This window comes from Alteromonas sp. 5NS40-0096, assembly GCF_057544385.1.
The window spans coordinates 1,171,723-1,194,090 of record NZ_BAAJLQ010000001.1 but is presented as its reverse complement, the minus strand read 5'-3'; the positions used below and the strand labels follow the sequence as shown (position 1 = coordinate 1,194,090).

The window sequence follows — 22,368 nt, the reverse complement described above, 5'->3', positions numbered from 1 at the left end:
TTTAATTGCTGCTTTTACCAAACATGCGTTTGAGCGTTGCGTCTTTGTCGATAATATGATGTTTCAATGCGCCAACAACGTGTAAAACAATGGCCGCTATTAATAGGTTTCCACCAAGTCCATGCATAATGTGTCCCCATTCGGCGACCGATTCGTTGATAGCTAACGTCTTATTTGGATCGCTGGGGTCAGTATTGTGCGCGGCGATTTCCAAGCCAAACACATCGAGTCCGTGACCGCCGCCAATTGATAACATCATACCTGAGATAGGCATTAGCAAGGTGCCAATGATCAATAGCCAGTGCACTAATTTTGCTAATATGTGTTCAATTTTAGTGTAATCCCCCGCTGCAGTTGGCCAGCCGTTGACAAGACGCCAAAGCATTCTCGGTATTACGATAAAAAGTATCAAAAAACCAAATGCTTTGTGAATCGGATACAGTGCATAGACACCAAATTCTTCCATGTAAATACCCACGCTCAGCAGCGCAATCATGGATAGTCCGACCGCCCAGTGCAAAGCAATGGTGATAGCGCTTAATTGTGTACTCGAATCTCGTTGCATGACTTTCTCTTTATTGATTTGTGTTGTTATGGTTGGCATGTGTTATTGAACATGCCTCAATATTGATTTGAAAAATTATAAATGCCAAGGCTTGTCTAGATTGCCCACTGGTCTCGGTATTTAATACATTTAACGCATACACGTTTTTTGTCGGTTTACCCCTTGCCATTTTGTATCGGCACTACGATACTGCGCCCACCATACATTTGTCAGGCACACCATGAAAATCCTATTCGAAGATACCATGCCCCATGCCGCCACTTACTTTGCTGAATTGGGGAATGCAACATCATATCGTTGGCAAGATATCCAACCCAAAGACCTCATTGATGTGGATGTATTGGCAGTCCGATCTACGACCAAGGTTAATCCACACTTATTGGCGCAGGCAAACCGCCTTCAATATGTCACGACTGCGACGGCAGGTATTAACCACTTCGATATTGAAAGTTTAGAAGACAAAGGCATTGCTTGGGGATCTGCCGCTGGGTGTAATGCGGTCGCAGTCGCACAATACGTTTTTAGCGTGCTACTGAACGCAGAAAAAGGCAAGTTTGTTGACCTAGACGTCATCAGAGTCGGCATTGTTGGCGCCGGAAACGTTGGGACTCAGTTGACCAAACTACTCGATGTATTTGACATCGATTACGTGTTGTACGATCCAATTCTGGCATCTCAAGATGACCCGAGAGAGTTTGGGACTTTGGATGACGTATTCGAATGTGATGTTGTGACTTTGCATGTTCCCTATACGCAAGGTGGAAATTACCCCACAGCAAAGATGGTAAATGAAGCCAGATTGGCGCAACTCAATGCGCACCAACTGCTAATCAATGCGTGTCGCGGAGAGGTAGTCGACGAACAAGCACTGTTAGCAAGGTTGGCGCAGAGTGATTGCCCACGGGTGGTGTTGGACGTATTTGAAAATGAACCTGACATTGATATGACCCTCGTTGACAAAGTCTGGTTGGCTACACCACATATTGCTGGGCACACCATAGAAGGTAAAATTAGGGGCACCCAAATGGTCTACGACCAAATATGTGCCTTAAAAAACAGCCCTACTACCTGTCAAATGACACAATTTCTACCTCCGGTTTCGCCTTTGAATTTTGATGCTTTTGCTAAAGATTACAAAGGTTTAAGGCCTAGTGATGTGTGCCAGCTATTACTTTCGATATATGATATCCAAGACGATGATAGGCATTTTCGAAAATGCATGGCACAATCAAGCCAATTCGCCGCACTGCGTAAGCAATACCGAGTGCGTCGCGAATACTCGGCCTTCACTGTTCACGTGCCCGAATCTCTAGATGACATATCTGTCTCCCAATTGATGTCTCTGGGGTTTAAAGTGGTTGTTGTTGATTAGTGTTGTTCGCTTTTTGTTATTATTTTTTGCGGGCCTATTTCCGCGTTTAGTAGAGGAGTTTTTCCCCTTATGTCACAAGCCTTTGATGTTGCTGTACTAGGAGCCACTGGTCTGGTTGGTCAGACTATGATTGAAATTTTGGAAGAGCGTAAGTTTCCAATTAACAAACTTTACCCGCTTGCGAGTAAACGTTCGGCTGGTGGTACGATTAAATTTAAGGGTGAGGACGTAGAGGTACTCGACGCGGAAGAATTTGATTGGGGCCTAGTACAGTTTGGTTTCTTCTCTGCCGGTGGCAGCATTTCTGAAAAATTCGCGCCATTGGCGGCAGACGCAGGATGTGTCGTTATCGATAACACATCTCACTTTAGATACGATCCTGAAATTCCATTGGTAGTGCCAGAAGTAAATAGCCATGCGCTGGCCGATTTCAGAAACCGCAATATTATTGCTAACCCAAACTGTTCAACCATTCAGATGATGGTGGCATTGAAACCTATTCATGAAGCCGTGGGCATAGACCGAATCAACGTAGCCACCTATCAATCTGTGTCAGGTGCCGGTAAGAGCGCGATGGAAGAGCTCGCTACTCAAACGGCTGACCTATTGAATGCCAGAGAAGTAAAGACAGACGCCTTTTCTCGTCAGATAGCCTTCAATGCAATCCCTCAAATCGATGTTTTCCTAGACAATGATTACACGAAAGAAGAGATGAAAATGTCATGGGAAACTAAGAAAATCTTAGGTGATGATTCAGTTGAAGTTAACGCCACTGCAGTGCGTATTCCGGTTTTCTACGGCCACGGTGAAGCGATTCACTTGGAAACGCGTCAACCCATCGATGCAGAAGAAGTTAAACGTTTATTGGCTGAAGCGCCGGGCGTGAAACTGCACGATCCTCGTGAAGAATTCCCGACGCAGGTCAGCAGCGCTAGTGGTAACGATTTAACCCACGTAGGCCGAGTGAGAAACGATATTACTCATCCTAACGGTATTAATTTGTGGGTTGTTTCAGACAACATTCGAAAAGGTGCGGCAACGAACAGTGTTCAAATTGCAGAAACCTTGATTGCCGAATATATGTAACACGGAAAAGAAGGGCGCCGATATTGCGCTCTTCTTTGCTTTTTGCTTGGCGCGTGACCGCAAAGATTGACGCGCACTACTATTCTAACGCTAAAGTCTTACTGCTAAGGCTCGTCATTGTCGGCTAAACTGTGCGGTAACGAAATTGCACAAGAGAAATCCTCACCATTCCCTAGATCGCTGCTTATAAGTGGTTTATATTTCTTATCATACGAGATGTCATATTTTGCTGGACTAATATTTGCATATTCTGTCTAGTTTATTGCCTAAGTAGATGAAGATAGTCAAAAAACTGTCGATAATAAGAAAGGCACAGCGAGAACTCGACAAAACAATAATGTGTGTTTGGCCATACGTAGTGAAAACACACACCTGTGAGACACATGCAACAGTCTCATTTATGGGGTAAATAGGAACGCTATGAAATTGTATTTGATAGGGACACTGGTACTACTGCTGACAATTGTCGCCCAGTCTCCTTCGGTTGACGCACAAGAACAACGTGCGCAAATAAAAGGGCCAAAAGATAGCACTGACCAATATTCTGGTACGGTTTATGGCCCCATCGATTCAAATGATACGCTGTGGCGTATAGCCAACCGTTACCGTCAAAATCAAAATCTTTCTGTTTACCAAGTTATGGTTGCTATTCAGGAACTTAACCCTGACGCGTTCGAAAATGGAAACCTAAATCTTCTTGTGAATGGCGCGATGTTGCGCTTGCCTTCAGAGCGTTATGTCGCGCGTATTGACGCCGAGCTAGCACAACGACGCGCTGAGCAAGACGACAACGAGTGGGCACAGCAGGTCAATGCGCCCGGCAGCAGCTTAAAAAACATAAAGCCACCGGTTCCTTTGGTCAATCAAGCGGATTTGAATGAGACTAAAGCCGATTTAGAACAACAACTCACCAATTTAGATACGGAACAAACCCGCCAGTTTGAGGAAGTACAGCGGCAACTTGCTGCATCGATTGAAAACTTTGAAGCGCTTCTGGATGAGAATCGCAAGTTGTTCGATCGCATCGACCAAGTAAATACCGATTTAATGAACCTCAAAACTGAAGTAGAGGGCGATGTAAAAGTTCAAATGGATGAGCAGTTGGCTCTTCAAAAAGAACTACTAGATCTGTTTAAGCAAGAACAACAAAACCAACAAACCCGCGAACAAGCGTCGATTATCAACAAGCTGAATCAGCCCCTTGTGTGGGCTGTGCTAGGTACATTGCTGATGATCATTATTGTGGTTGTGGCGGTAATGAAAGTATTGCGTAAAGGCAAGACAGAACCTGCAGAGATTGCACCGCAAGTTGCTCCTGTGCCACAAGAAATGGCCCCCGCACCATCGACCGAAATGGATGATTTGTCTACTGCCATTACCGATGAACTAGATACGGCAGAGCTAGACGATGACGATTTATTCAGTGATGACGACTTGTTGGACGACGTATTGTCAACTGAACTGGAAGACGCGCTAGATGACGACCTAGAAACGTTTGCCGAAATTTCTGAAGACGATATGTTGGTGCCCGAAGACGACTCAAGCTTGTTTGAGGAAGGTGGTAGCGAACTCGGCCAAGATGACTTGGATAGCTTGTTCGATGATGACCTCGTTGGTGACGCCGATATCGGTAATGAATTAGATGTCGCATTGGATGATGATGATCTGGACGGTATTGATATCTCAGGCGATGAAACTGACCTATTGGATGAAATGGCACAAACGTCCGAGTCAGAGCTCATGGAAGACGTTCTCGATGATAGTGAGATTGAGGATATCGCCATGGCGTCGAGTGAAATCGACGAGCAGGCTAGCGATCCAGCTGACGACATCGTCGATGAGGACGACATTGACGCCTTACTGGCAGGCAACAGTGGCGATACTGAAGCTGAGTCCCTAGACGATGAATTAAGTGGCGCTGGAATTACTGTGCCTGATGTCGATGATGACGATGAAAAGCCTGAAATTAGCATTGACGATTTGCTCGAGGCCAACGAAGAAGAGTCGAGAATTCCAGTCGAGGATGGTGTAGTTGACGACTCCATGCTGGACAAGCTGGATGAAGAGATCACCCAGCAAAATCAGGATTTGGATAAAATTACCGACGAAATCATTCAAGAGATTGACCAGCTTGAGGCCATGGGTATTACCGGAGAGGATGACGATTTCGAAGACGAGATTGAAACCGCTCAGCCCGATGGCGATGCGATGGGGTTACAGGACATTGATGCTTTTGCCGACGAGATCGAGAACGTTGATATTGAAAATGCTGACGATTTCGATGACCCCCTTTCCGATGACCTTATCGCAGAACTCCAGGCTCAAGATCCTGTTGAACACACCGACGATGATTTAGCCGCAGATATCGACGAGCTAGATGCATTGTCGAGCGAACTGCTAGGCGAATTGGAAGCAGATGAAGCACAAAACGATTCTCAAAATGATGCGCTAACCAATGAGCTTCTGGATGAACTTGAAGCGTCAGACGAAAGCGAAGAAGACAGCGACTTTGACACACCACAACAGGAATTTGATGCTTCTGAAGACTTAGCTGATGAACTTTTGGCAGAGTTGGAAAACGAAATCGGAGAAGATGACATTTCGTCTGACACGCCATTGGTTGATGAAACAGACGCACTTGCAGATGAATTATTAGCTGAACTCGAGGATGAGCTAGAGGAAGATGTGGCGCTTACAGAAGAAGCGCCTATCGATGAAACTGACTTGCTGGCGCAAGAGCTACTTAACGAACTCGAGAGTTTGCCGGACGTTGAGCCTGAGGCTGTGGAAGACGATATTGAGTTCGAGTTTGATGAGCCAGATGTGGAAGACGCTGGTGATGATGAACTTGAATATGAGGTAGAAGAACAACCGCAAGACGCTGCCGATGACCTCGACGATATTGAAATTGAAGAAACCCTCGAGCTTGATGACGATATTGTAGAGAATGAGTTAGAGAGCGATGAGGCCTTCGAGCTTGATGAAGACGTTGTTGAAAACGAGTTAGAAAATGATGAAACCTTTGAGCTTGATGAAGCCATTGTAGAAAACGAGTTAGAGAGCGATGAGACTCTCGAGCTTGATGAGGACGTTGTTGAAGACGAGTTAGAAAGCGATGAAACCTTCGAACTTGATGACGACGTTGTTGAAGACGAGTTGGAAAGCGATGAGACTTTCGAACTTGATGAAGACGTTGCTGAAGACGACTTAGAAAGCGATGAGACTTTCGAACTTGAAGACGACATTGTTGAAGACGGGCTAGAAAGCGATGAAACCTTCGAACTTGATGAAGACGTTGTTGAAGACGACTTAGAAAGCGATGAGACCTTCGAGCTCGATGAAGACGTTGTTGAAGAGCAGTTAGAGAGCGAAGAAACCTATGCGCTTGATGACAACCCTGTTGAGCAAGACGATCCCCCAATGGATGAGGTGTTCGCGGGCGAGACATCAGAAGATGTTGATCCTCTAGACGCGGCGCTTGATGATTTTGACAAACAAATAATGGATGATATCCCTGCGTTTGGGGAGTCGGAAAACACACAGTCGGACAATGACTTTGACGACAGTATCCTCGATTCAGCGTTTGATTCGGTTGACGATTTTGCGCTGGAACAAGAAGTCGATGGAGAAGTGCCTCAAGAGACAAATCAATCTCGGACTGAAGACAATGAAGTGTCTGAACTTGAAGACGTACCTGGTTTAGATGATTGGTTAACAACAGATAGCAAGCCAGAAGACAGTGCGATTCTAGATGAGCTAGATAGCCAAGATTTTGATGAGTTGCTCGAGTCGATTGAAGAATCAGAGACATCATCAGACGAAGAAAAAATAGAAGAGGCACTGTCTCTGGACAATCCAGACCTCGACCTTCAAGCCTTGCTGAGCGACCCAGATGCTGGCAGTGAGGTTGATACGGACGCGTCGACAAATGAAATGGAATTTGTTGACGTAGAGACATTGATGAACGAGAGTTTGGATGCTGACGTACCTGTGTTGGATGATACGCCACTTGATTTGGATGTGAGTTTGGCAGAGTTTACCGGCGTTGGTGATGACGACGATGTTATCGATATCGACAAAGACGCAGGACAAAATACGAACCTTGATTTGGCGCGCGCTTATATAGAGATGGGCGACAGTGAAGGTGCTAAAGACTTGCTTAACGACGTATTGCAAAATGGTACTGAAGAACAGAAAACCGAAGCATCAACGTTAATGCAAAAGTTAAAAAGCTGAATCTCGCTAATCTGAAAATACACTGAGGCCCACAGTTCTTGTTGGGCCTTTTTTGTTTTGGCTGACACTATTTAATTCAGATTACCGCCAATACCCAGTCTTACTCAAAGCGACTTAAAATAGTGGGGCAGGGCTTATACTTTTCCTTCGCGACTTTATTGTTTCTATTCGCCCACTCAATGTGTTTTAGTCATTCCCTATTAACCAAATGAACTGCAAACTGCCGTGAGTTTTTGCCGAAAAAGTCAACGCGTCTACAATCAGCCGAATTTTTTGGATGATTTGCCGTATTTATCCGGTCTAGTGAATTTAGAATTCATCGTAATATTCATTACTGGCTATATTTATGCTTAACAAAATTTTACATTCCTTCAGTGAAATCTTTTCTACCAATGAAGAAAAGGTTGCCCCACCAGTGACCTCTGGTTTTGAAGACTTATCGCTATACTATCGTGCAACATGCCCATTTTGTCGTTATGTGATGTCGTTTATGAAAGCGAATGATATCGTATTGGACATGCGCAATATCACGGCAGACCAACACCACCTAGAAGAGTTGGTAAGGCACGGAGGCAAGCGCCAAGTGCCTTGTTTGAGAATTGCGCAGGCCGATGGAGACAAATGGTTGTATGAATCTGCGGATATCGCAGAATACCTGCAAAAGCGCCGCGAACAACATAGCTAAATGGCTTGAAAATAGGCCAATACGAGCAAGTGTCGGGAAGCGGATAAATGGTGCTACAAGCAGACTTTATTGATATTCATGGTTTGCGCCCCAAACCGCTTATCGATACACTAAGCCACTTTTCGTTTTATGGGGTTGGCAATGGCTCGAATTGCATTGGGGATTGAATATGATGGTGCTGCGCATTATGGGTGGCAACGCCAACGAGAAGTCCCAAGTGTACAAGGTTATCTAGAAGCTGCGCTATCGAAAGTGGCAGACACGCCAATAGAATTACAGTGTGCAGGTCGTACCGATGCAGGTGTGCATGCTACCGGTCAGGTTGTACATTTTGATTGTGATGTTGACAGGCCCGAGAGAGCTTGGACGCTTGGCGTTAACGCCAACTTGCCAAGTAGTGTTGCAGTGACTTGGTGTACCGAGGTTAGCGAAGCATTTCACGCTCGCTTTTCTGCTACGCATCGCCGTTATCGTTATGTTATTTACAATGCTCCACAGCGCCCTGCAATTCTGCAACAGGGCGTTACCCATGTGCATCGTCCACTAGACGAAAAGCGCATGCATGAGGCCGCACAAGCACTGATCGGCGAACAAGACTTTACCTCTTTTCGCGCGGCCTTGTGTCAATCCAAAACGCCGTTTAGGAACGTTACCCACGTGAACGTAAGCCGTCTGGGGCGATATGTCATTATCGATATTAGCGCCAATGCGTTTTTGCATCACATGGTGAGAAACATAACAGGCGCTTTGATCGAGATAGGTTGTGGCCATCAAGATATCGATTGGATCGCTAGGTTGCTCGCGCTAAAAGACCGCAGTCAATCAGCCGCCACCGCAAAACCTAATGGCCTGTATTTGGTCGACGTGACTTACCCAGAAAGTTTTGCCTTGCCAAAGGGGCCGCTTGGGCCACTATTTTTACCCGAAAATTGATTTTGGTTAAAAAGTAAACGGCTGCTCACTTGCGACGTGCCAATCAGTATGGGTAAATGATATACAGTCTCACTTCTTAGACCAGTTTTACGTTTGGCATTCCTGCCGAATGTGCTCTAATAGGGAGATAATCGGCACGCCTAAAACAACCATAAGAATGACAGGCAGCCACAGTTTAATACCGAATTATTACAAGGATTCTTTTGCATGAGCTGGATTCAAAAGATACTTCCACGCACCCAAACTTCGACTAAGGGTAACGTACCGGAAGGGATCTGGACTAAATGCACTAGCTGCCAGGCAGTGCTTTACAAGACAGAACTAGAAAAATTACTCGAGGTATGCCCTAAGTGTGATAACCACATGCGTATCTCTGCAAGAAAGCGTATTGAAAGCTTTTTAGACCAAGCTGAAAGAGTAGAGCTTGGAAACGACCTTGAACCCCAAGATGTTTTGAAGTTTAAAGACTCTAAAAAGTATCGCGATCGTTTAACCGCCGCACAAAAATCGACGAATGAAAAAGACGCACTCATTGTAATGAAAGGGTCGTTAAAAGGCATGCCGGTAGTGGTGGCATCGTTCGAATTTGCCTTCTTAGGTGGTTCGATGGCATCGGTTGTTGGCGCGAGATTCGTCGAGGCAGTCAATGCTGCTATCGCTGCGAACTGCCCTTTGATTTGTTTCTCTGCGTCGGGCGGTGCTCGAATGCAAGAAGCGCTATTGTCACTGATGCAAATGGCAAAAACCTCTGCGGCGTTGGCAAAACTCAGTGAGAAAGGCTTGCCTTATATCTCTGTACTGACTGACCCAACTATGGGCGGAGTATCGGCGAGTTTGGCTATGTTGGGTGATGTGAACGTAGCCGAACCAAAAGCCCTGATTGGCTTTGCGGGCCCACGAGTGATTGAACAAACCGTTCGAGAAACCTTACCAGAAGGCTTCCAGCGCAGTGAATTCTTATTGGAAAAGGGCGCGATTGATATGATCGTTGACCGCCGTGAAATGCGAGACAAGTTGCATAGCGTGTTGTCAAAGTTGCACTATCAAGCCTAAGCTTTTTTACCAATAGCTATTGTGATTGAAAAGAGCCTCTGCTAAAAACAGAGGCTCTTTTGTATTGGCTCATTTGAACCTGCCATTTTCGCCCCGTTTTAGTACTGAGTAATGTATGCCTGTTTCACCAAATTCCACTTCATCTTTGTCCGATTGGCTAACGTATTTGGAGTCGATTCATCCGACGACCATTGATATGGGATTGGACCGTATGCGTGCGGTAGCCAATCTACTGTCGTTAGACTTTTCCAATGGCAAAGTGATTACTGTGGCGGGGACAAACGGCAAAGGCACAACCTGTCGCTTCATTGAACAAGCGCTACTTTCTCAAGGCAAACGAGTTGGGGTGTACAGCTCGCCTCATCTTGTCGATTATCGGGAGCGCGTTAGGGTAGGGGGCGATATGCTACCCCAACAAGACTATGTTGACGCTCTGAATGCCGTGGAGACCGCAAGAGGGGATATCTCGCTGACGTATTTTGAATTTGGTACGTTAGCTGCCTTGGTTATGTTCGCGCAGCGACAACTGGACTTTGTCATTTTGGAGGTTGGTCTTGGTGGTCGTTTAGATGCAACCAATATTGTCGATACTGACTTAGCGGTGATCACCAGTATCGGAGTCGACCATCAGGATTGGTTGGGCGATACTCGAGAACTTATTGCCATTGAGAAAGCGGGAATAATGCGTCGAGACGTGCCCGTTATCATGGGCGATTTAGACCCACCTGAAACCCTCGCCCAGTGTGTAGATGCCACAGGGTCACTGGCGTATTGGGTGAACCGTGATTTCTCTTTCAGTGCAGACGTTGGTGCATGGGATTGGCAGGGCTTTGGTAGGACATTCGCGTCACTACCCGAGACCAAGATACCAAGACAAAACGTATCAACAGCGCTCGCGGCACTTTGTGTGCTGGATTTATTGCCTAAAACCGACGAATTACAACACTTAATCAATTCGACGAGCATGCCTGGCAGAATGCAAGTACTGAAATCAGAGCCGACAGTCGTTCTCGATGTGGCACATAACCCTCAAGCAACCGCCTCATTGTCAGCATGGCTATCTAAATACGACGGTACAAAGATGCATTTTGTCGTTGGTATGTTGGCAGACAAGGTAATTACCGATACACTTTCTGCTCTGACCAGAAAACCTGGGATGTGGTATGTCGCCAGTACAGCGGGGCCGCGAGGCCTATCCTGCGACAAACTCGCTGAGTGCTTGCCAACAGAATTGGTCGAGTCGACTCACAACAATGTGACTGAGGCCTATAAATGTGCGATTTCAAACGCGCAACCCGAGGATGTCATTGTTGTTTTCGGCTCATTTTTGACGGTTGCCGATGTATTGGCTTATGAATCATCCGTCGACGCACAATAAATAGAATAATATAGGAATAGAGTTAGTGACCACAGCGTTACAAAACCGATTAGTGGGTACGATCATCATCGTAGCTTTGGCAGTTATTTTCTTGCCCGATTTTCTTGACCGCGAAAAAGTGACAAATGAAGATGTTTTCGTTTCTGTTCCTAGCGCGCCGAGTAAAAAGCCAATAGTTAACCCTGAGCCTTTTCCGTCTGAGCGGGTTGCCAATGCTGCACAGCGTCCCATAGAAGTGGTGAATGAGCCCGCGATAGACGATGCTGAACCTGACACGCAAAGCGAAGGTGCGGTAGACACTGTTGTCGAAGCCTCCACAACAAAACCTGTCACGGCTGACGACCTTGCGGCAAGAACCGTCATTGAAAGACCAAGTACCGAAAGTGCAAGTGCGGGTTGGGTCGTTCAATTGGGTAGTTTTCGTCACCAGAAGAACGTCAAGCAACTGTTAGCTAAACTCGAAGACGCAGGATATCGCGCTTTCAGCAGGCCTATCGAAACGAGCTCAGGGCCTTTGACCAAAGTGTTCGTTGGACCAGAAATTGATAAAGTTAAATTGGAAAAAGCCATTCCTCATCTACAAGAGGTCACAGGATTGAAAGGTAAAGTAACGGCGTTTGGCGTGAACTAAACGCAAGTGCAAAAAGGCTGTTACACTTTTCTACCTTGGGCTGACTACCAGTCTCGGTATTTGCATTGGTAATCTCTGTGGCTTCTGTTAGAATGCGCGCCATCTCGCCTCAGCGACGCATGGTTCAATTGAACTCATAATAACAACAGGCAGACGTAACAGTATGAACTGGGTAGATTTTTCCATTCTGGCTATTATTGCGGTCTCTACCTTAATTAGTTTAGTCAGGGGATTCATTAAAGAGGCAATCTCACTTGTCGTGTGGTTTGGCGCTCTTTTTATCGCTAGTGAGTTTTATCAAGACTTAGCGGTATACTTCACCGGTATCGAAGACGATACCTTGCGAAACGGCGCGGCTATCGCGGCGTTATTTGTCGCGACGCTCATTCTCGGCGGTTTGCTCAATTTCACTCTAAGTCAGCTTGTTAAAGCTACCGGTTTATCTGGTACCGACCGTGTTCTCGGTATCGTTTTTGGCGCATTGCGAGGCATTCTTGTGGTTAGCGCACTATTATTCTTTGCAGATACCTTTACACCATTCGCCTCATCGGAAGGTTGGAAGGCATCGCTATTGATCCCCGAATTCGCAGATATCATTGAGTGGTTCTTTGAATACGTCAAAAACAGCTCAAGTTTTTTAAAACCCGCTTAAATAGGTAACGCAAAATGTGTGGTATTGTCGGAATTGTTGGAAAAACGCCAGTTGCTCAATCGCTGTATGATGGTTTAACTGTGCTACAACACCGTGGGCAGGACGCCGCAGGCATTATGACGATTGATCAGGACATGTTCAATCTTCGCAAAGCTAATGGATTGGTAAGAGATGTTTTTCATACTCGCCACATGAAGCGACTCACTGGGAATATGGGTATCGGCCACGTTCGTTATCCCACTGCAGGGACTTCGAGTTCTGCAGAAGCCCAGCCTTTCTACGTAAATTCACCTTTTGGTATTGCATTCGCGCACAATGGTAATCTTACCAATGCCCATGAACTCGAAGATGAGGTTTCACGCATTGCGAGAAGGCACATCAACACGACTTCTGATTCTGAGCTGTTGTTGAACATTTTTGCTCACGAACTGCAAAAATGTACTGAGCTTACAATCACGCCTAAAGACGTATTTGATGTCGTCACGCAGGTGCACAAGAAAATCCGTGGTGCCTACGCTGTCGTTGCGGCAATAATCGGCCAAGGTATTGTGGCGTTTCGTGACCCACATGGTATTCGCCCATTGGCGCTGGGTAAGCGTGTGACGGAACTGGGTGAAGAGTACATGGTGGCGTCTGAGAGTGTGGCATTGGATGCGGTAGGCTTTCAGTTCATTCGCGACGTCGCACCGGGAGAAGCGGTATATATCACTGAAGCGGGGGAGTTATTTACTCAGCAATGTGCAGAAGCCCCAGTGACATCTCCGTGCGTGTTTGAGTTTGTCTATTTTGCTCGACCTGACTCGTTCATCGACGGCATCTCTGTTTACGCTTCGAGAGTAAACATGGGACGTAAACTGGGTGAAAAAATCGCCAAAGAATGGGCTGATTTGGATATTGACGTGGTCATCCCTATCCCTGAAACATCAATGGATGTTGCGTTGCAAATTGCCAACACATTGGAATTGCCTTACCGCCAAGGTTTCGTTAAGAACCGATATATCGGCCGGACGTTTATTATGCCGGGCCAAACACAACGCAAGAAGTCGGTTCGCAGAAAGTTGAATGCGATCTCTTCTGAATTTAAAGGCAAAAATGTGTTGCTTGTCGATGATTCAATCGTTCGTGGTACTACGTCAGGCCAAATCATCGAAATGGCCAGAGAGTCTGGAGCGAAGAAAGTGTATTTCGCCTCTGCAGCGCCTGAGATTCGATTCCCTAACGTTTACGGTATTGACATGCCTTCTGCCAATGAGCTGATTGCTTACGGCCGTGAGATTGACCAAATAGCCGATTTAATTCAAGCCGATGGTTTGATCTTCCAGGATATTCAAGACTTGGTTGAAGCGGTTAAGGAAGAAAACCCAGACATCAGCCGTTTTGAGACCTCTGTATTCGACGGCAGTTATATCACAGGTGACATCAATCAAACTTACTTAGAGCGCATTGATATGGCACGCGGTGAAAGCTCATCTAATCCAGTGGTGCAGGAAGAGTTAACTAACTTAGAAATGCACAATATGGACATGGATAACTAGTCCATTGTTGGAACAGTGTAAAAAGGCCGCTAATGCGGCCTTTTTAGTTATACCTCAAACGTATCCCAACTGGGTTGACCATCAAAAAAGTCGGCTGAAAAGTCGATAAAGGTTCTGACTTTTGCGGGCAGATGGTGGCGATTGGGATAGACGGCGTATAGCCCTGCAGGCGACGGCGCTTGGGTTGTCAAAATTTGTTTCAATTGACCAGTTTTGAGGGCTTCACCGACCATAAAAGTGGGCTTGAGCACAATGCCATCCCCGAGAATAGCCCGCTTTACAATGACTTCTCCGTTGTTACAGATAAAGGTTTCTTTGCCTTTGGAGGTATTGATGGTTTTGTCCGACGCGTAGCTATAATGCAGCACCGTGTGGTGCTCTAATTCCTCTAGCGACTGAGGTTCGCCATGACGTTGAAGATAGTTTGGAGACGCACACCAGGCCACTCTTATTGGTGCTAAGCGTTTTGCGATCATTGATGATTCCGTCAGTCGGCCTATTCGAAGAGCAAGATCGAAGCCCTCATCAACAAGGTCTACCTGCCTATCATTGAGTTGCAAATCAATGATCACATCGGGATATTTTTTCTGATAAGCATGTAGCAGGGGAGCTAAATGCTGTGTAGAAAACGTCACTGGTGCGTTTATTCTGAGCTTGCCTTTCACCTCTGCTTGAAAGTTGGTGACGCTGTTGTCTAATTCTTCTATCTGCTCAAGCACAGACTGAGACTTGGCAAAGTAACGGCTACCGGCTTCTGTTAAGGTGAGCTTTCGCGTTGTTCTATTGAATAGCCTCACAGCAAGTTCATTCTCTAATGCTCCCACGTATTTACTCACAAGCTGCGGAGAAATCGCCAAGGCCTCGGCGGCTTTCGTGAAGCTGCCTTCCAATACCGTTGTATTGAAAGCTCTGAGTTTCGCTATTTTATCCATAATTTTATTTACAACAATTTGTTGTGAATCATTCAATGAAGGGGTTGTTTATTTAACGCATTGTTGAATATAAATTGTCATTGTTCAACTAATTTGGAGTTATCACAATGCAACGTTTACAACAATTGATCAAAACACAAGACACCATTTCTTCAACCATACTCCGTGTACCCATTGGTATTGTCCTTGCTGCTCACGGCGCACAAAAATTGTTTGGCTGGTTTGGTGGCTATGGCTTAGAAGGGACAGGGCAGTGGATGGAAAGTATTGGCTTAGCCCCCGGCTTTCTCATGGCCTTGATGGCTGGTAGTGCCGAGTTCTTCGCAGGTTTGGCACTCGTCATCGGTTTGTTGACGCGACCGGCTGCGATGGCATTAGCGTTTACTATGGTTGTTGCCATCTTCTCTGCTCATTGGCAAGGGGGACTCTTCTTATCAAATAATGGCTACGAATACGCGTTAGTGCTGTTGGCGGCTACTGCGTCATTAGCGATTCAAGGCGCAGGTAAGTTTTCAATGGACAGTTACTTGACTGCTAAGTTGAATGGTCAACAAAGTAGTGAACGCTTGCCCAATGCTGCCACAGTGGCAGGTTCTAAGTAATAGAGGTGCATCGCAGAACAATGAATACGGTGTATCTTTCTCACGGCGGCGGCCCATTACCCTTGTTGGGCCACGCCGAGCATCGCAATATGGTTGCGTTTTTGCAAAACTTGGCCTCGTCGTTACCGCGCCCCAAGAACATAGTGGTGATTAGCGCACACTGGGAGCGTCATGACATAGGCATCAGTGGGGCAGCGTTGCCAGGTGTTGAGCATGACTACTATGGTTTTCCAGCGCCGGCCTATGACATTGATTACCCTGCACCGGGCCAACCAGAACTGGCAGATAGCCTCGTCGAACACCTAAGGCGCAATTGCATCGAGGCGAGCTTAGATAAGACAAAGCGTTTTGATCACGGTGTTTTTGTTCCATTGTTGCTCATGTATCCTGATGCGTCTGTACCTGTCGTACAGGTGTCATTGAACCATAATCTCGCGCCCGATCTGCACGTTGAACTAGGTAGATTGATTGCGGAGGTTGCACCGGAAGACACCTTACTCATTGGCTCAGGCTTTTCTTTTCACAATATGTCTGCCTTTAGGCAAGCAAACAATGACACGACTCGACAACACAATTTAGCTTTTGAAGCTTGGCTAGCGGACACACTGATGGGCCATTGCAAGGAAGAAGCTCACCGACAACAGCGACTCACTGAGTGGCATACTGCACCAAGTGCTCGCTTTTGCCACCCAAGAGAAGAACATTTGCTACCGCTGCACGTTTGTTATGGTGCCAATAAAACAACACCTACGGCGCTTACTCAGGTAGAGATAATGGGCATTCAATCGAGTATGGTGGTGTGGGAAGCATTGAGAAAAAGGTGAGTGCAACGAATGGCGGCGTTGCACTCACACTCTGATTAATGGGTGTATACCGGACCTGAGCCTATACTCCATAGAATCACTGAGCCTGTCATGAGAATAACCAATAAGATAAGGCCACAGGTGACGACGGAACTCGCATAGATAAAGCCTTTTTCTTCAGGGATATGCATTAGGATAGGTACGCCTGAATACAATAAGTAGACGGAATAGGCGATACCTACAAAGCCAATGATCATGATAAACCAGAGAGCAGGGTATAGGCCTGCAAAGCCCACCATAAACAATGGCGTTGCAGTATATGCTGCTAGTTCTAAGCTCTGCGTATAGGTCGGTGTGGCTTGAAAACTCTTTGCCAATTCATGAATCATAATGGCCAAAGCTACGACACCTGCCATTAACCCAAAGTACATACCGACGCTCATGACCATGGCACTTTCTTGAGTCAATTTGATTGGGTCACCGGCACCGATGCTCCAGCCCAGATGAGCAGAAGCATAATAACTAACAAGCGATGGTATTAGTGCAATAATTGCGATGTGGCTGAGGGCAAAAAAGTAATTTTCGTGTTTTCTATCGATGGTTTTCCATTCTTCCCGAGGGTGGGTGTAGATGCCCCAAAGGTGGTTCAGAATCATAATGTCTCCGGATTCTTATTGTTTTGTTATTGTTAATTTTTAACATTATTTTTACACATGGTGTCTTAATTCTGTACAGAGATCAATCTATTTGTATGAAAAGTGATCAACGGCGATCCCGCGAGAGCAGAACTCAGCGGCAGCGCTCATAACAACAGGTATTACAGGTTGTAATATTTGCCAAGAATTGCCTTGAGTTCACCCGACGCCCTGGCATCTAAAACGATCTGATTTATTTGTCCTAATGCTTTGGCAACCTGTTCAGTTGAACGACACTCGAACACATCAAAAGAACGTTTAATCGGTGAGTCTTTGGCATAACTCAGTTGTGAAAAGTACTTTTCATCGAGACTAAAACGCAAATCGGGTAAGTATTCCATGTAGGCGACAGCGCGTTCTTTTTTGAGCAGTTCAAGTGCCGCCTTAGGATTGATGACAGGGACAAAATCAACCTCAACTTGACTAGATTTTACTAGGTTTCCAAACAAATACCCGCGTTGGTAAACAACGGTTTTACCACGGACTGCCTCGAGCCCGGGAAATGGTACGTTAGTAAAACTGAATAAATGCGTGGTGACTTGGTTCACCGGTGTGGAATAAATCGTTTTTATATCCCGCCGATACGCCCCTTCGGCAATAGGAAATATACAGTCGATTTTACCGGTTTCGAGTAAAAAGTTTGAGCGGCCACTGGGGTAATAACCACGTTTAAGTTGTATACCTGAACGCTCTGACAAATAGGTGAGAAACCGATTGTACGGAACGTTGTCAGTCCGCGGTTCCATCACGCCTTTGATCATTGTTAGGGCGAGTACCAGCGTGTCTTCATCATTTGTGTCTGCTAGGGCTAAATTGTGAATGAATAAGCAAAGGCAAAACAAGTACCGCATTGATATTCCTCTGATCCTGCAAACTATCCTGATTAAGTAAGCAATTGGCAACCAAGTCATTTTAGTTGTCGGATAGGTTAAGCATAGCAATGTTCTGATAAATACCATGATTAATTTCTTGTCATTGCTGGCAGCCAGGAGGGCATTCAGATAGAATTCCGCGCAATATTGATTGACGAAAAAGCGTAATGTCCGAAGAGTTACTTGCCCCGATAAAGCAGTTTTTACAATGTGAAACCCCAGATCAATGGATTGCATTCGCGACGCGGGAAGAAAATCTGCCGATTCTTTTGATCGATCATTGCAACTGCGAGCTTAAAGCAGCACAAACCGCTATGCTGTTGATCCGCAAGTACGCTGTTGATAAAGAAAACGGCGAACGACTACTCGAATGGTTACAACCCTATGAAGACTTTGTATATCGCCAGAAGGGCGATGGCAACTTCGCAGGTATGCACAATGGCTTGAAAAAGGTTATTCAATCCAATGGTGAGCATGCTTTTGGCGATGATCTAGTCGACAAAATGGTATTGTTGATCAAAGAAGAGTTGCACCATTTTCAGCAAGTGTTAGAAATCATGGAATCACGTAACGTGCCTTATCAAACACTCAGAGCTGGGCGCTATGCCAGAGGGTTGATGAAACACGTGCGCACGCACGAACCCGCAAAACTAATCGATACACTGATTTGTGGCGCCTATATCGAGGCTCGCTCGTGTGAACGTTTCGCTAAGCTCGCCCCTCATCTCGACCCCGATATCGACAAGTTTTACGTATCCTTATTGCGCAGTGAAGCCCGTCACTACCAAGATTATTTGACGCTTGCTCAACAGGTTGCTGGAGAAGATATTAGCGCCCGAATCGCTTATTTTGGCGATATTGAAGCGAGTTTGATAGATTCAGATGATACTGAGTTTCGCTTTCACAGTGGCAAGCCGATAAGCGTTTAGTCGCATTTACGGTTTCTACATGCAAGTTGCGGCAACATTTGTGTTAGGCTTAGCGCAGATGTGGCCGAGTGAATGGAGGTGAAATGAAAAACTGGTTGTTGCTAATTGGCGCTATGTTTTGCCTAAGCCTCCCTGCTGACGTTACTGCTCAATCCGATGTGTTGTCTTCTATCGATGCCTGCGAAGCGCTCCCCGAAGCGTGTATTCTTGCTGCTGAAAAAGAAAAAGAGAACACAGAGCCTTATTCCACTAGATGGTATCGACTGACTTATCTAGCACTTTCTGCAAAGTGGGTGAATCAAAAGTTTAATATGGACCGAGAGGAGCTAGCGGCCCTCGCTGCGCTCGATACTGCACCGCCGTTTTTTAAAGCGACCGTTTATACCCTGCATGCCAAAATGCTTTTTACGGATGGAGACAAAGAGCGAGGTGATGCTTTTGCCAAGGATGCCACAGAGCTACTTCTGATGAACAACTTGATTGCGCCTCATCCAAAGCATTGTGCTGAGTTAATCAATCTCGCTAACTACATGGGCGATCATGATAGGGCATTAGCACTATCGAATTGGTCTATCGAGAGAGGGAAAACCTTAACGAGGCCAGAATTTCAGGCGGAAATTTATACGGCAGTGGGCCACACTTATTTTTTTGTGAATGATTTTCAAAAGGCCAGAGACTTTTATTTACAAGCACTCGATACCAAAGACGTGATACAGCCTTCACCAGTTAGGCCAGTCTTATTGTCTAATGCCGCGAGAATTCACCAACAATTAAACCGGCACGAAGATGCGCTGGGCTATTTTCAACAGGCTCGATACGCTTATGATGCGGTTTCTCAAGGATTGGATGCTTTTGGCAGACAATATTTGGAAATGCGAATGGCAGAGAGTTATATCGCCCTAGGGCAGGTTGAGCAAGCGAGAGTCATTATACAATCCCTTGAAACAAAAACACTTAACTCCGCCCATCAGTCGTTGTACGACAAACTTCACTCACAAGTGATGTGACCGATTAGCAGGTTGTTGGAATTTTTCTTGTACATAAGTGACGTTGTGCAATAGAGTAGAGTCTATGAGCTTTTTTATTCGGTTAGCCTCCTTTGTTGTAGGGCTCGCGATCTCCACTGTGGCGTTTTCGGCATTCGCCCATGATCCTCTCATCGTTCCAACCAAGCGGTCGGACATGGACATTTCTCATGATTACCATCTAGAGTTGCTGACACTCGCGCTGGACAAAGCAAAATATCCCTTTTCTAACATTGAAGCGAGTGTACCCATGACCGAAAGTCGTGCGGCATTGGCATTAGAAAAAGACCGTATTATTGATGTATTTTGGATGGGGACGGATGCGGACAAGGAGTCGAGACTCGCAGCGATTCCGATACCGACTACCAAAGGGATGATTGGCCTCAGAAAATTACTCATTCGTCGCGGCAACTACTCTGAGTTTGAGTCGATAGATAACTTAGCGCAATTGCAAAAGAAAATGGCATGTCAGGGGCACGATTGGCCTGATACTGCCATTTTACAAAATGCTGGGATACGCGTGGCGACTAGCCCTCAATACGAAGCGCTGTTCGGTATGTTGAGCGCTGGGCGTTGTGACTTTTTCCCACGAAGTTTGCATGATTTTGAACGAGAACTCATTGAGCGAAGTAAGCAGTACCCAGATCTTATCGGCTTGCAATCACTAGTGATTCAGTACCCTTTTGCGGTGTTCTTCTTTACAAATAAGGACAACACTGAATTGGCAGGGGCCATTGAGAAAGGCTTGTTTTTACTCCAAGCCTCTGGCGAGCTTGATACCTTCATGCGGCAACACCCATTAACGCGCCGCGCTTTTCCACTCTCACAATATCGAGAAGATACGATCATTGCTATCGATAATCCCGTTGTGCCAAAGGGATACTCTACAGCCAAATATGCACCGTTCTGGATTTCGCTAGAAAAGGATAACAAGTAAAAACCAATAAGGAAGTGAGCATGCAAATGATGGATATCTGTACCCCTGAGTTACCCGAATCTAATCTCAGTGCGACCGTGTCGCGCATATACGTTTCAGAAGGTGAACGCGTTGTTGCCGATCAAATACTGTTGGACATTGAAACTGACAAGGTTGTCTTGGAAGTCGTTGCCCCTTATGACGGCACCATACAGGGGGTTGAAGTGACGTTGGGTCAGGAGTTGCTACCACAGCAGCGAGTTTGCCAGTTAGTTGATATTACCGACACTCTCCCGCCACAAACTGAAGCCAATATTCACAGCACGGTGTCAGATGAGGTTGACCAGCCCCAAAGCAACGTTTCGACGCTGATAATTCCGGTATTGCTGGTGTTTGCCATATTGGCGTTGTTTGTTTTGCTGTAAACAGAGATTGGCTTATGAGGTAGGGAATGAGTGCAGGTATGAAGCATACTTCAAACCTGCACCAAAGGGTTTTTGTGCTATCTGAAACGCCTGAAACCGGCAAGTAAAGCCAGCGGCGCTAGTAGAAAACCGAGACTACCACCACCAGAAGATCCGGTAACAGGTGCCGGTTCGTCAGGTGTTTGACCAATCAACGTATTGGGTAAGGGAGTGATGTCTGGGTTCGTCGATGTCGCATCATCAACAATGACAATGTCTTCGATCAACACTAGGTTACTATCTTGTAGCGCAACGCCATTTGTCGCATCGGTAGCCGTGTAGTTTTGTAATGGGAGCGACGAGAAACCGCCTGATGTAAAACGAGGCAAATCGGCCATGGCATCAACCACGTCCATGCCATCGCCAATAACCTGACCAAATACGGTAAATCCACCGTTTTGCACATCTAAGTTGGCACTGTTGTTGTCGAGGTTAATAAACCATTGGCTGGTAGCACTGTTTACACTTGAGCCGAGTTTGGCCATAGAAATAGTACCGCGCACATTCGAAAGCACTGGTTCATTGAGAATCGGCATGCCGGTTGTCACTTCGCCAAATCCTGCACTTTCGGAAAAAGTAAAACCACCAGATTGAACAACAAAACCCGGTTCAGAGCGATGGACTATCGTATTGGCATATGAACCAGAATTGACGTATTCCAGAAAGTTTTGCACCGTGATAGGCGTTTGTTCATCAAACAGATTGACGTTGAACGTGCCAATATTCGTGCGGATTTCCACTTCTGTTGCAGCCAATTGAGCCGACACTATTGCGCCGCCAAGCAAACAAGCCATCGATAACGGTTTTAACATTACTGCTTCCTATTGTAGTTCTTAGATAAACCCAGAAAACCATCAATATATCAAAATTTAACAGCAAGAAACGTTTCAATTTGTAATCGAACTTCTCATTTTTTTATCGCTAATGTGTCACGCAAGTATCACTGACATGACACAAGCAAGTACCAATCCTAGTATTTAGAGAACCTAGCTTATTGGAACTAG

At 45.9% G+C, this 22,368-nt stretch carries 21 protein-coding genes; 16 read left to right on the top strand and 5 right to left on the bottom strand.

What is annotated here, in order from left to right:
* Position 1: 1 nt before the first annotated feature.
* Positions 2-565: a cytochrome b gene (locus tag AC27G9_RS05450; RefSeq protein WP_487071815.1), complete on the bottom strand. Its 564-nt coding sequence runs from the start codon at positions 563-565 to the stop codon at positions 2-4.
* A gap of 220 nt (positions 566-785) precedes the next feature.
* Between AC27G9_RS05450 and AC27G9_RS05445 the strand changes: the two genes are divergently transcribed.
* The 10 genes from AC27G9_RS05445 (at position 786) to purF (ending at position 14,126) form a co-directional block, all read left to right on the top strand.
* Positions 786-1,937, top strand: a complete 1,152-nt coding sequence (locus AC27G9_RS05445) for a 4-phosphoerythronate dehydrogenase (RefSeq protein WP_487071813.1) — start codon at positions 786-788, stop codon at positions 1,935-1,937.
* Positions 1,938-2,006: 69 nt separating this feature from the next.
* On the top strand, positions 2,007-3,023 hold the full coding sequence (locus AC27G9_RS05440; protein WP_487071811.1) for an aspartate-semialdehyde dehydrogenase: 1,017 nt from the start codon (positions 2,007-2,009) through the stop codon (positions 3,021-3,023).
* A gap of 420 nt (positions 3,024-3,443) precedes the next feature.
* The gene (locus AC27G9_RS05435; protein WP_487071809.1) at positions 3,444-7,259 is read left to right on the top strand and encodes a FimV/HubP family polar landmark protein; all 3,816 of its coding nucleotides are present in this window, start codon (positions 3,444-3,446) and stop codon (positions 7,257-7,259) included.
* 346 nt (positions 7,260-7,605) lie between these two features.
* A complete protein-coding gene (locus tag AC27G9_RS05430) occupies positions 7,606-7,944 on the top strand; it encodes a glutaredoxin family protein (protein ID WP_487071807.1) in 339 nt (112 codons plus the stop codon).
* 141 nt (positions 7,945-8,085) lie between these two features.
* Positions 8,086-8,877 carry a tRNA pseudouridine(38-40) synthase TruA gene (gene truA, locus AC27G9_RS05425; protein WP_487071805.1) on the top strand — a complete coding sequence of 264 codons (792 nt, stop codon included), beginning with the start codon at positions 8,086-8,088 and terminating at the stop codon, positions 8,875-8,877.
* A gap of 207 nt (positions 8,878-9,084) precedes the next feature.
* A complete protein-coding gene (gene accD / locus AC27G9_RS05420) occupies positions 9,085-9,930 on the top strand; it encodes an acetyl-CoA carboxylase, carboxyltransferase subunit beta (protein ID WP_487071803.1) in 846 nt (281 codons plus the stop codon).
* 115 nt (positions 9,931-10,045) lie between these two features.
* Complete coding sequence (gene folC, locus AC27G9_RS05415) at positions 10,046-11,308, top strand: bifunctional tetrahydrofolate synthase/dihydrofolate synthase (RefSeq protein WP_487071801.1); 1,263 nt, start codon at positions 10,046-10,048, stop codon at positions 11,306-11,308.
* Positions 11,309-11,333: 25 nt separating this feature from the next.
* Positions 11,334-11,939: an SPOR domain-containing protein gene (locus tag AC27G9_RS05410; RefSeq protein WP_487071799.1), complete on the top strand. Its 606-nt coding sequence runs from the start codon at positions 11,334-11,336 to the stop codon at positions 11,937-11,939.
* Positions 11,940-12,102: 163 nt separating this feature from the next.
* Positions 12,103-12,591 (top strand): CvpA family protein, encoded by a 489-nt coding sequence (locus AC27G9_RS05405; RefSeq protein ID WP_487071797.1) that lies wholly within the window; start codon positions 12,103-12,105, stop codon positions 12,589-12,591.
* A gap of 14 nt (positions 12,592-12,605) precedes the next feature.
* Positions 12,606-14,126: an amidophosphoribosyltransferase gene (purF, locus tag AC27G9_RS05400; RefSeq protein WP_487071795.1), complete on the top strand. Its 1,521-nt coding sequence runs from the start codon at positions 12,606-12,608 to the stop codon at positions 14,124-14,126.
* A 47-nt stretch (positions 14,127-14,173) separates the two neighbouring features.
* Here purF and AC27G9_RS05395 read toward each other — a convergent pair whose 3' ends face one another.
* Positions 14,174-15,058, bottom strand: coding sequence for a LysR family transcriptional regulator (locus AC27G9_RS05395; RefSeq protein ID WP_487071793.1), 885 nt, complete (start codon positions 15,056-15,058; stop codon positions 14,174-14,176).
* A 107-nt stretch (positions 15,059-15,165) separates the two neighbouring features.
* Here AC27G9_RS05395 and AC27G9_RS05390 point away from each other — a divergent pair, with 107 nt between their 5' ends.
* Both AC27G9_RS05390 and AC27G9_RS05385 read left to right on the top strand, forming a co-directional pair.
* Positions 15,166-15,660, top strand: coding sequence for a DoxX family protein (locus AC27G9_RS05390; protein ID WP_487071791.1), 495 nt, complete (start codon positions 15,166-15,168; stop codon positions 15,658-15,660).
* Between the two features lie 20 nt (positions 15,661-15,680).
* The gene (locus AC27G9_RS05385) at positions 15,681-16,484 is read left to right on the top strand and encodes a DODA-type extradiol aromatic ring-opening family dioxygenase (RefSeq protein WP_487071789.1); all 804 of its coding nucleotides are present in this window, start codon (positions 15,681-15,683) and stop codon (positions 16,482-16,484) included.
* A gap of 35 nt (positions 16,485-16,519) precedes the next feature.
* Here AC27G9_RS05385 and AC27G9_RS05380 read toward each other — a convergent pair whose 3' ends face one another.
* Together AC27G9_RS05380 and AC27G9_RS05375 are read right to left on the bottom strand one after the other, a co-directional pair.
* Positions 16,520-17,119: a Yip1 family protein gene (locus AC27G9_RS05380; RefSeq protein WP_487071787.1), complete on the bottom strand. Its 600-nt coding sequence runs from the start codon at positions 17,117-17,119 to the stop codon at positions 16,520-16,522.
* Between the two features lie 161 nt (positions 17,120-17,280).
* Complete coding sequence (locus AC27G9_RS05375) at positions 17,281-18,009, bottom strand: type 2 periplasmic-binding domain-containing protein (RefSeq protein WP_487071785.1); 729 nt, start codon at positions 18,007-18,009, stop codon at positions 17,281-17,283.
* 188 nt (positions 18,010-18,197) lie between these two features.
* Between AC27G9_RS05375 and miaE the strand changes: the two genes are divergently transcribed.
* From miaE to AC27G9_RS05355, 4 genes are all read left to right on the top strand, one after another.
* Complete coding sequence (gene miaE, locus AC27G9_RS05370) at positions 18,198-18,959, top strand: tRNA isopentenyl-2-thiomethyl-A-37 hydroxylase MiaE (RefSeq protein ID WP_487071783.1); 762 nt, start codon at positions 18,198-18,200, stop codon at positions 18,957-18,959.
* 83 nt (positions 18,960-19,042) lie between these two features.
* Complete coding sequence (locus AC27G9_RS05365; RefSeq protein ID WP_487071781.1) at positions 19,043-19,966, top strand: tetratricopeptide repeat protein; 924 nt, start codon at positions 19,043-19,045, stop codon at positions 19,964-19,966.
* Between the two features lie 64 nt (positions 19,967-20,030).
* Positions 20,031-20,921, top strand: coding sequence for a hypothetical protein (locus tag AC27G9_RS05360; RefSeq protein WP_487071779.1), 891 nt, complete (start codon positions 20,031-20,033; stop codon positions 20,919-20,921).
* A 20-nt stretch (positions 20,922-20,941) separates the two neighbouring features.
* Entirely contained in the window at positions 20,942-21,325 is a 384-nt protein-coding gene (locus AC27G9_RS05355) for a biotin/lipoyl-containing protein (RefSeq protein WP_487071777.1), read from the top strand.
* Between the two features lie 77 nt (positions 21,326-21,402).
* Here the strand turns inward: AC27G9_RS05355 and AC27G9_RS05350 are convergent, their stop codons facing one another.
* A complete protein-coding gene (locus AC27G9_RS05350) occupies positions 21,403-22,176 on the bottom strand; it encodes a peptidylprolyl isomerase (RefSeq protein ID WP_487071775.1) in 774 nt (257 codons plus the stop codon).
* Between the last annotated feature and the right edge of the window lie 192 nt (positions 22,177-22,368).

Excerpts from the sequence above, each read along its gene's own strand:
- AC27G9_RS05350 (WP_487071775.1), bottom strand. The coding sequence starts at position 22,176 with ATGTTAAAACCGTTATCGATGGCTTGTTTGCTTGGCGGCGCAATAGTG.
- accD (WP_487071803.1), top strand. The coding sequence starts at position 9,085 with ATGAGCTGGATTCAAAAGATACTTCCACGCACCCAAACTTCGACTAAG.
- AC27G9_RS05435 (WP_487071809.1), top strand. The coding sequence starts at position 3,444 with ATGAAATTGTATTTGATAGGGACACTGGTACTACTGCTGACAATTGTC.
- AC27G9_RS05375 (WP_487071785.1), bottom strand. The coding sequence starts at position 18,009 with ATGCGGTACTTGTTTTGCCTTTGCTTATTCATTCACAATTTAGCCCTA.
- AC27G9_RS05395 (WP_487071793.1), bottom strand. The coding sequence starts at position 15,058 with ATGGATAAAATAGCGAAACTCAGAGCTTTCAATACAACGGTATTGGAA.
- AC27G9_RS05390 (WP_487071791.1), top strand. The coding sequence starts at position 15,166 with ATGCAACGTTTACAACAATTGATCAAAACACAAGACACCATTTCTTCA.
- truA (WP_487071805.1), top strand. The coding sequence starts at position 8,086 with ATGGCTCGAATTGCATTGGGGATTGAATATGATGGTGCTGCGCATTAT.
- AC27G9_RS05445 (WP_487071813.1), top strand. The coding sequence starts at position 786 with ATGAAAATCCTATTCGAAGATACCATGCCCCATGCCGCCACTTACTTT.
- miaE (WP_487071783.1), top strand. The coding sequence starts at position 18,198 with ATGTCCGAAGAGTTACTTGCCCCGATAAAGCAGTTTTTACAATGTGAA.
- AC27G9_RS05365 (WP_487071781.1), top strand. The coding sequence starts at position 19,043 with ATGAAAAACTGGTTGTTGCTAATTGGCGCTATGTTTTGCCTAAGCCTC.
- AC27G9_RS05360 (WP_487071779.1), top strand. The coding sequence starts at position 20,031 with ATGAGCTTTTTTATTCGGTTAGCCTCCTTTGTTGTAGGGCTCGCGATC.
- AC27G9_RS05405 (WP_487071797.1), top strand. The coding sequence starts at position 12,103 with ATGAACTGGGTAGATTTTTCCATTCTGGCTATTATTGCGGTCTCTACC.
- AC27G9_RS05380 (WP_487071787.1), bottom strand. The coding sequence starts at position 17,119 with ATGATTCTGAACCACCTTTGGGGCATCTACACCCACCCTCGGGAAGAA.
- AC27G9_RS05430 (WP_487071807.1), top strand. The coding sequence starts at position 7,606 with ATGCTTAACAAAATTTTACATTCCTTCAGTGAAATCTTTTCTACCAAT.
- AC27G9_RS05440 (WP_487071811.1), top strand. The coding sequence starts at position 2,007 with ATGTCACAAGCCTTTGATGTTGCTGTACTAGGAGCCACTGGTCTGGTT.
- purF (WP_487071795.1), top strand. The coding sequence starts at position 12,606 with ATGTGTGGTATTGTCGGAATTGTTGGAAAAACGCCAGTTGCTCAATCG.
- AC27G9_RS05355 (WP_487071777.1), top strand. The coding sequence starts at position 20,942 with ATGCAAATGATGGATATCTGTACCCCTGAGTTACCCGAATCTAATCTC.
- AC27G9_RS05450 (WP_487071815.1), bottom strand. The coding sequence starts at position 565 with ATGCAACGAGATTCGAGTACACAATTAAGCGCTATCACCATTGCTTTG.
- AC27G9_RS05385 (WP_487071789.1), top strand. The coding sequence starts at position 15,681 with ATGAATACGGTGTATCTTTCTCACGGCGGCGGCCCATTACCCTTGTTG.
- folC (WP_487071801.1), top strand. The coding sequence starts at position 10,046 with ATGCCTGTTTCACCAAATTCCACTTCATCTTTGTCCGATTGGCTAACG.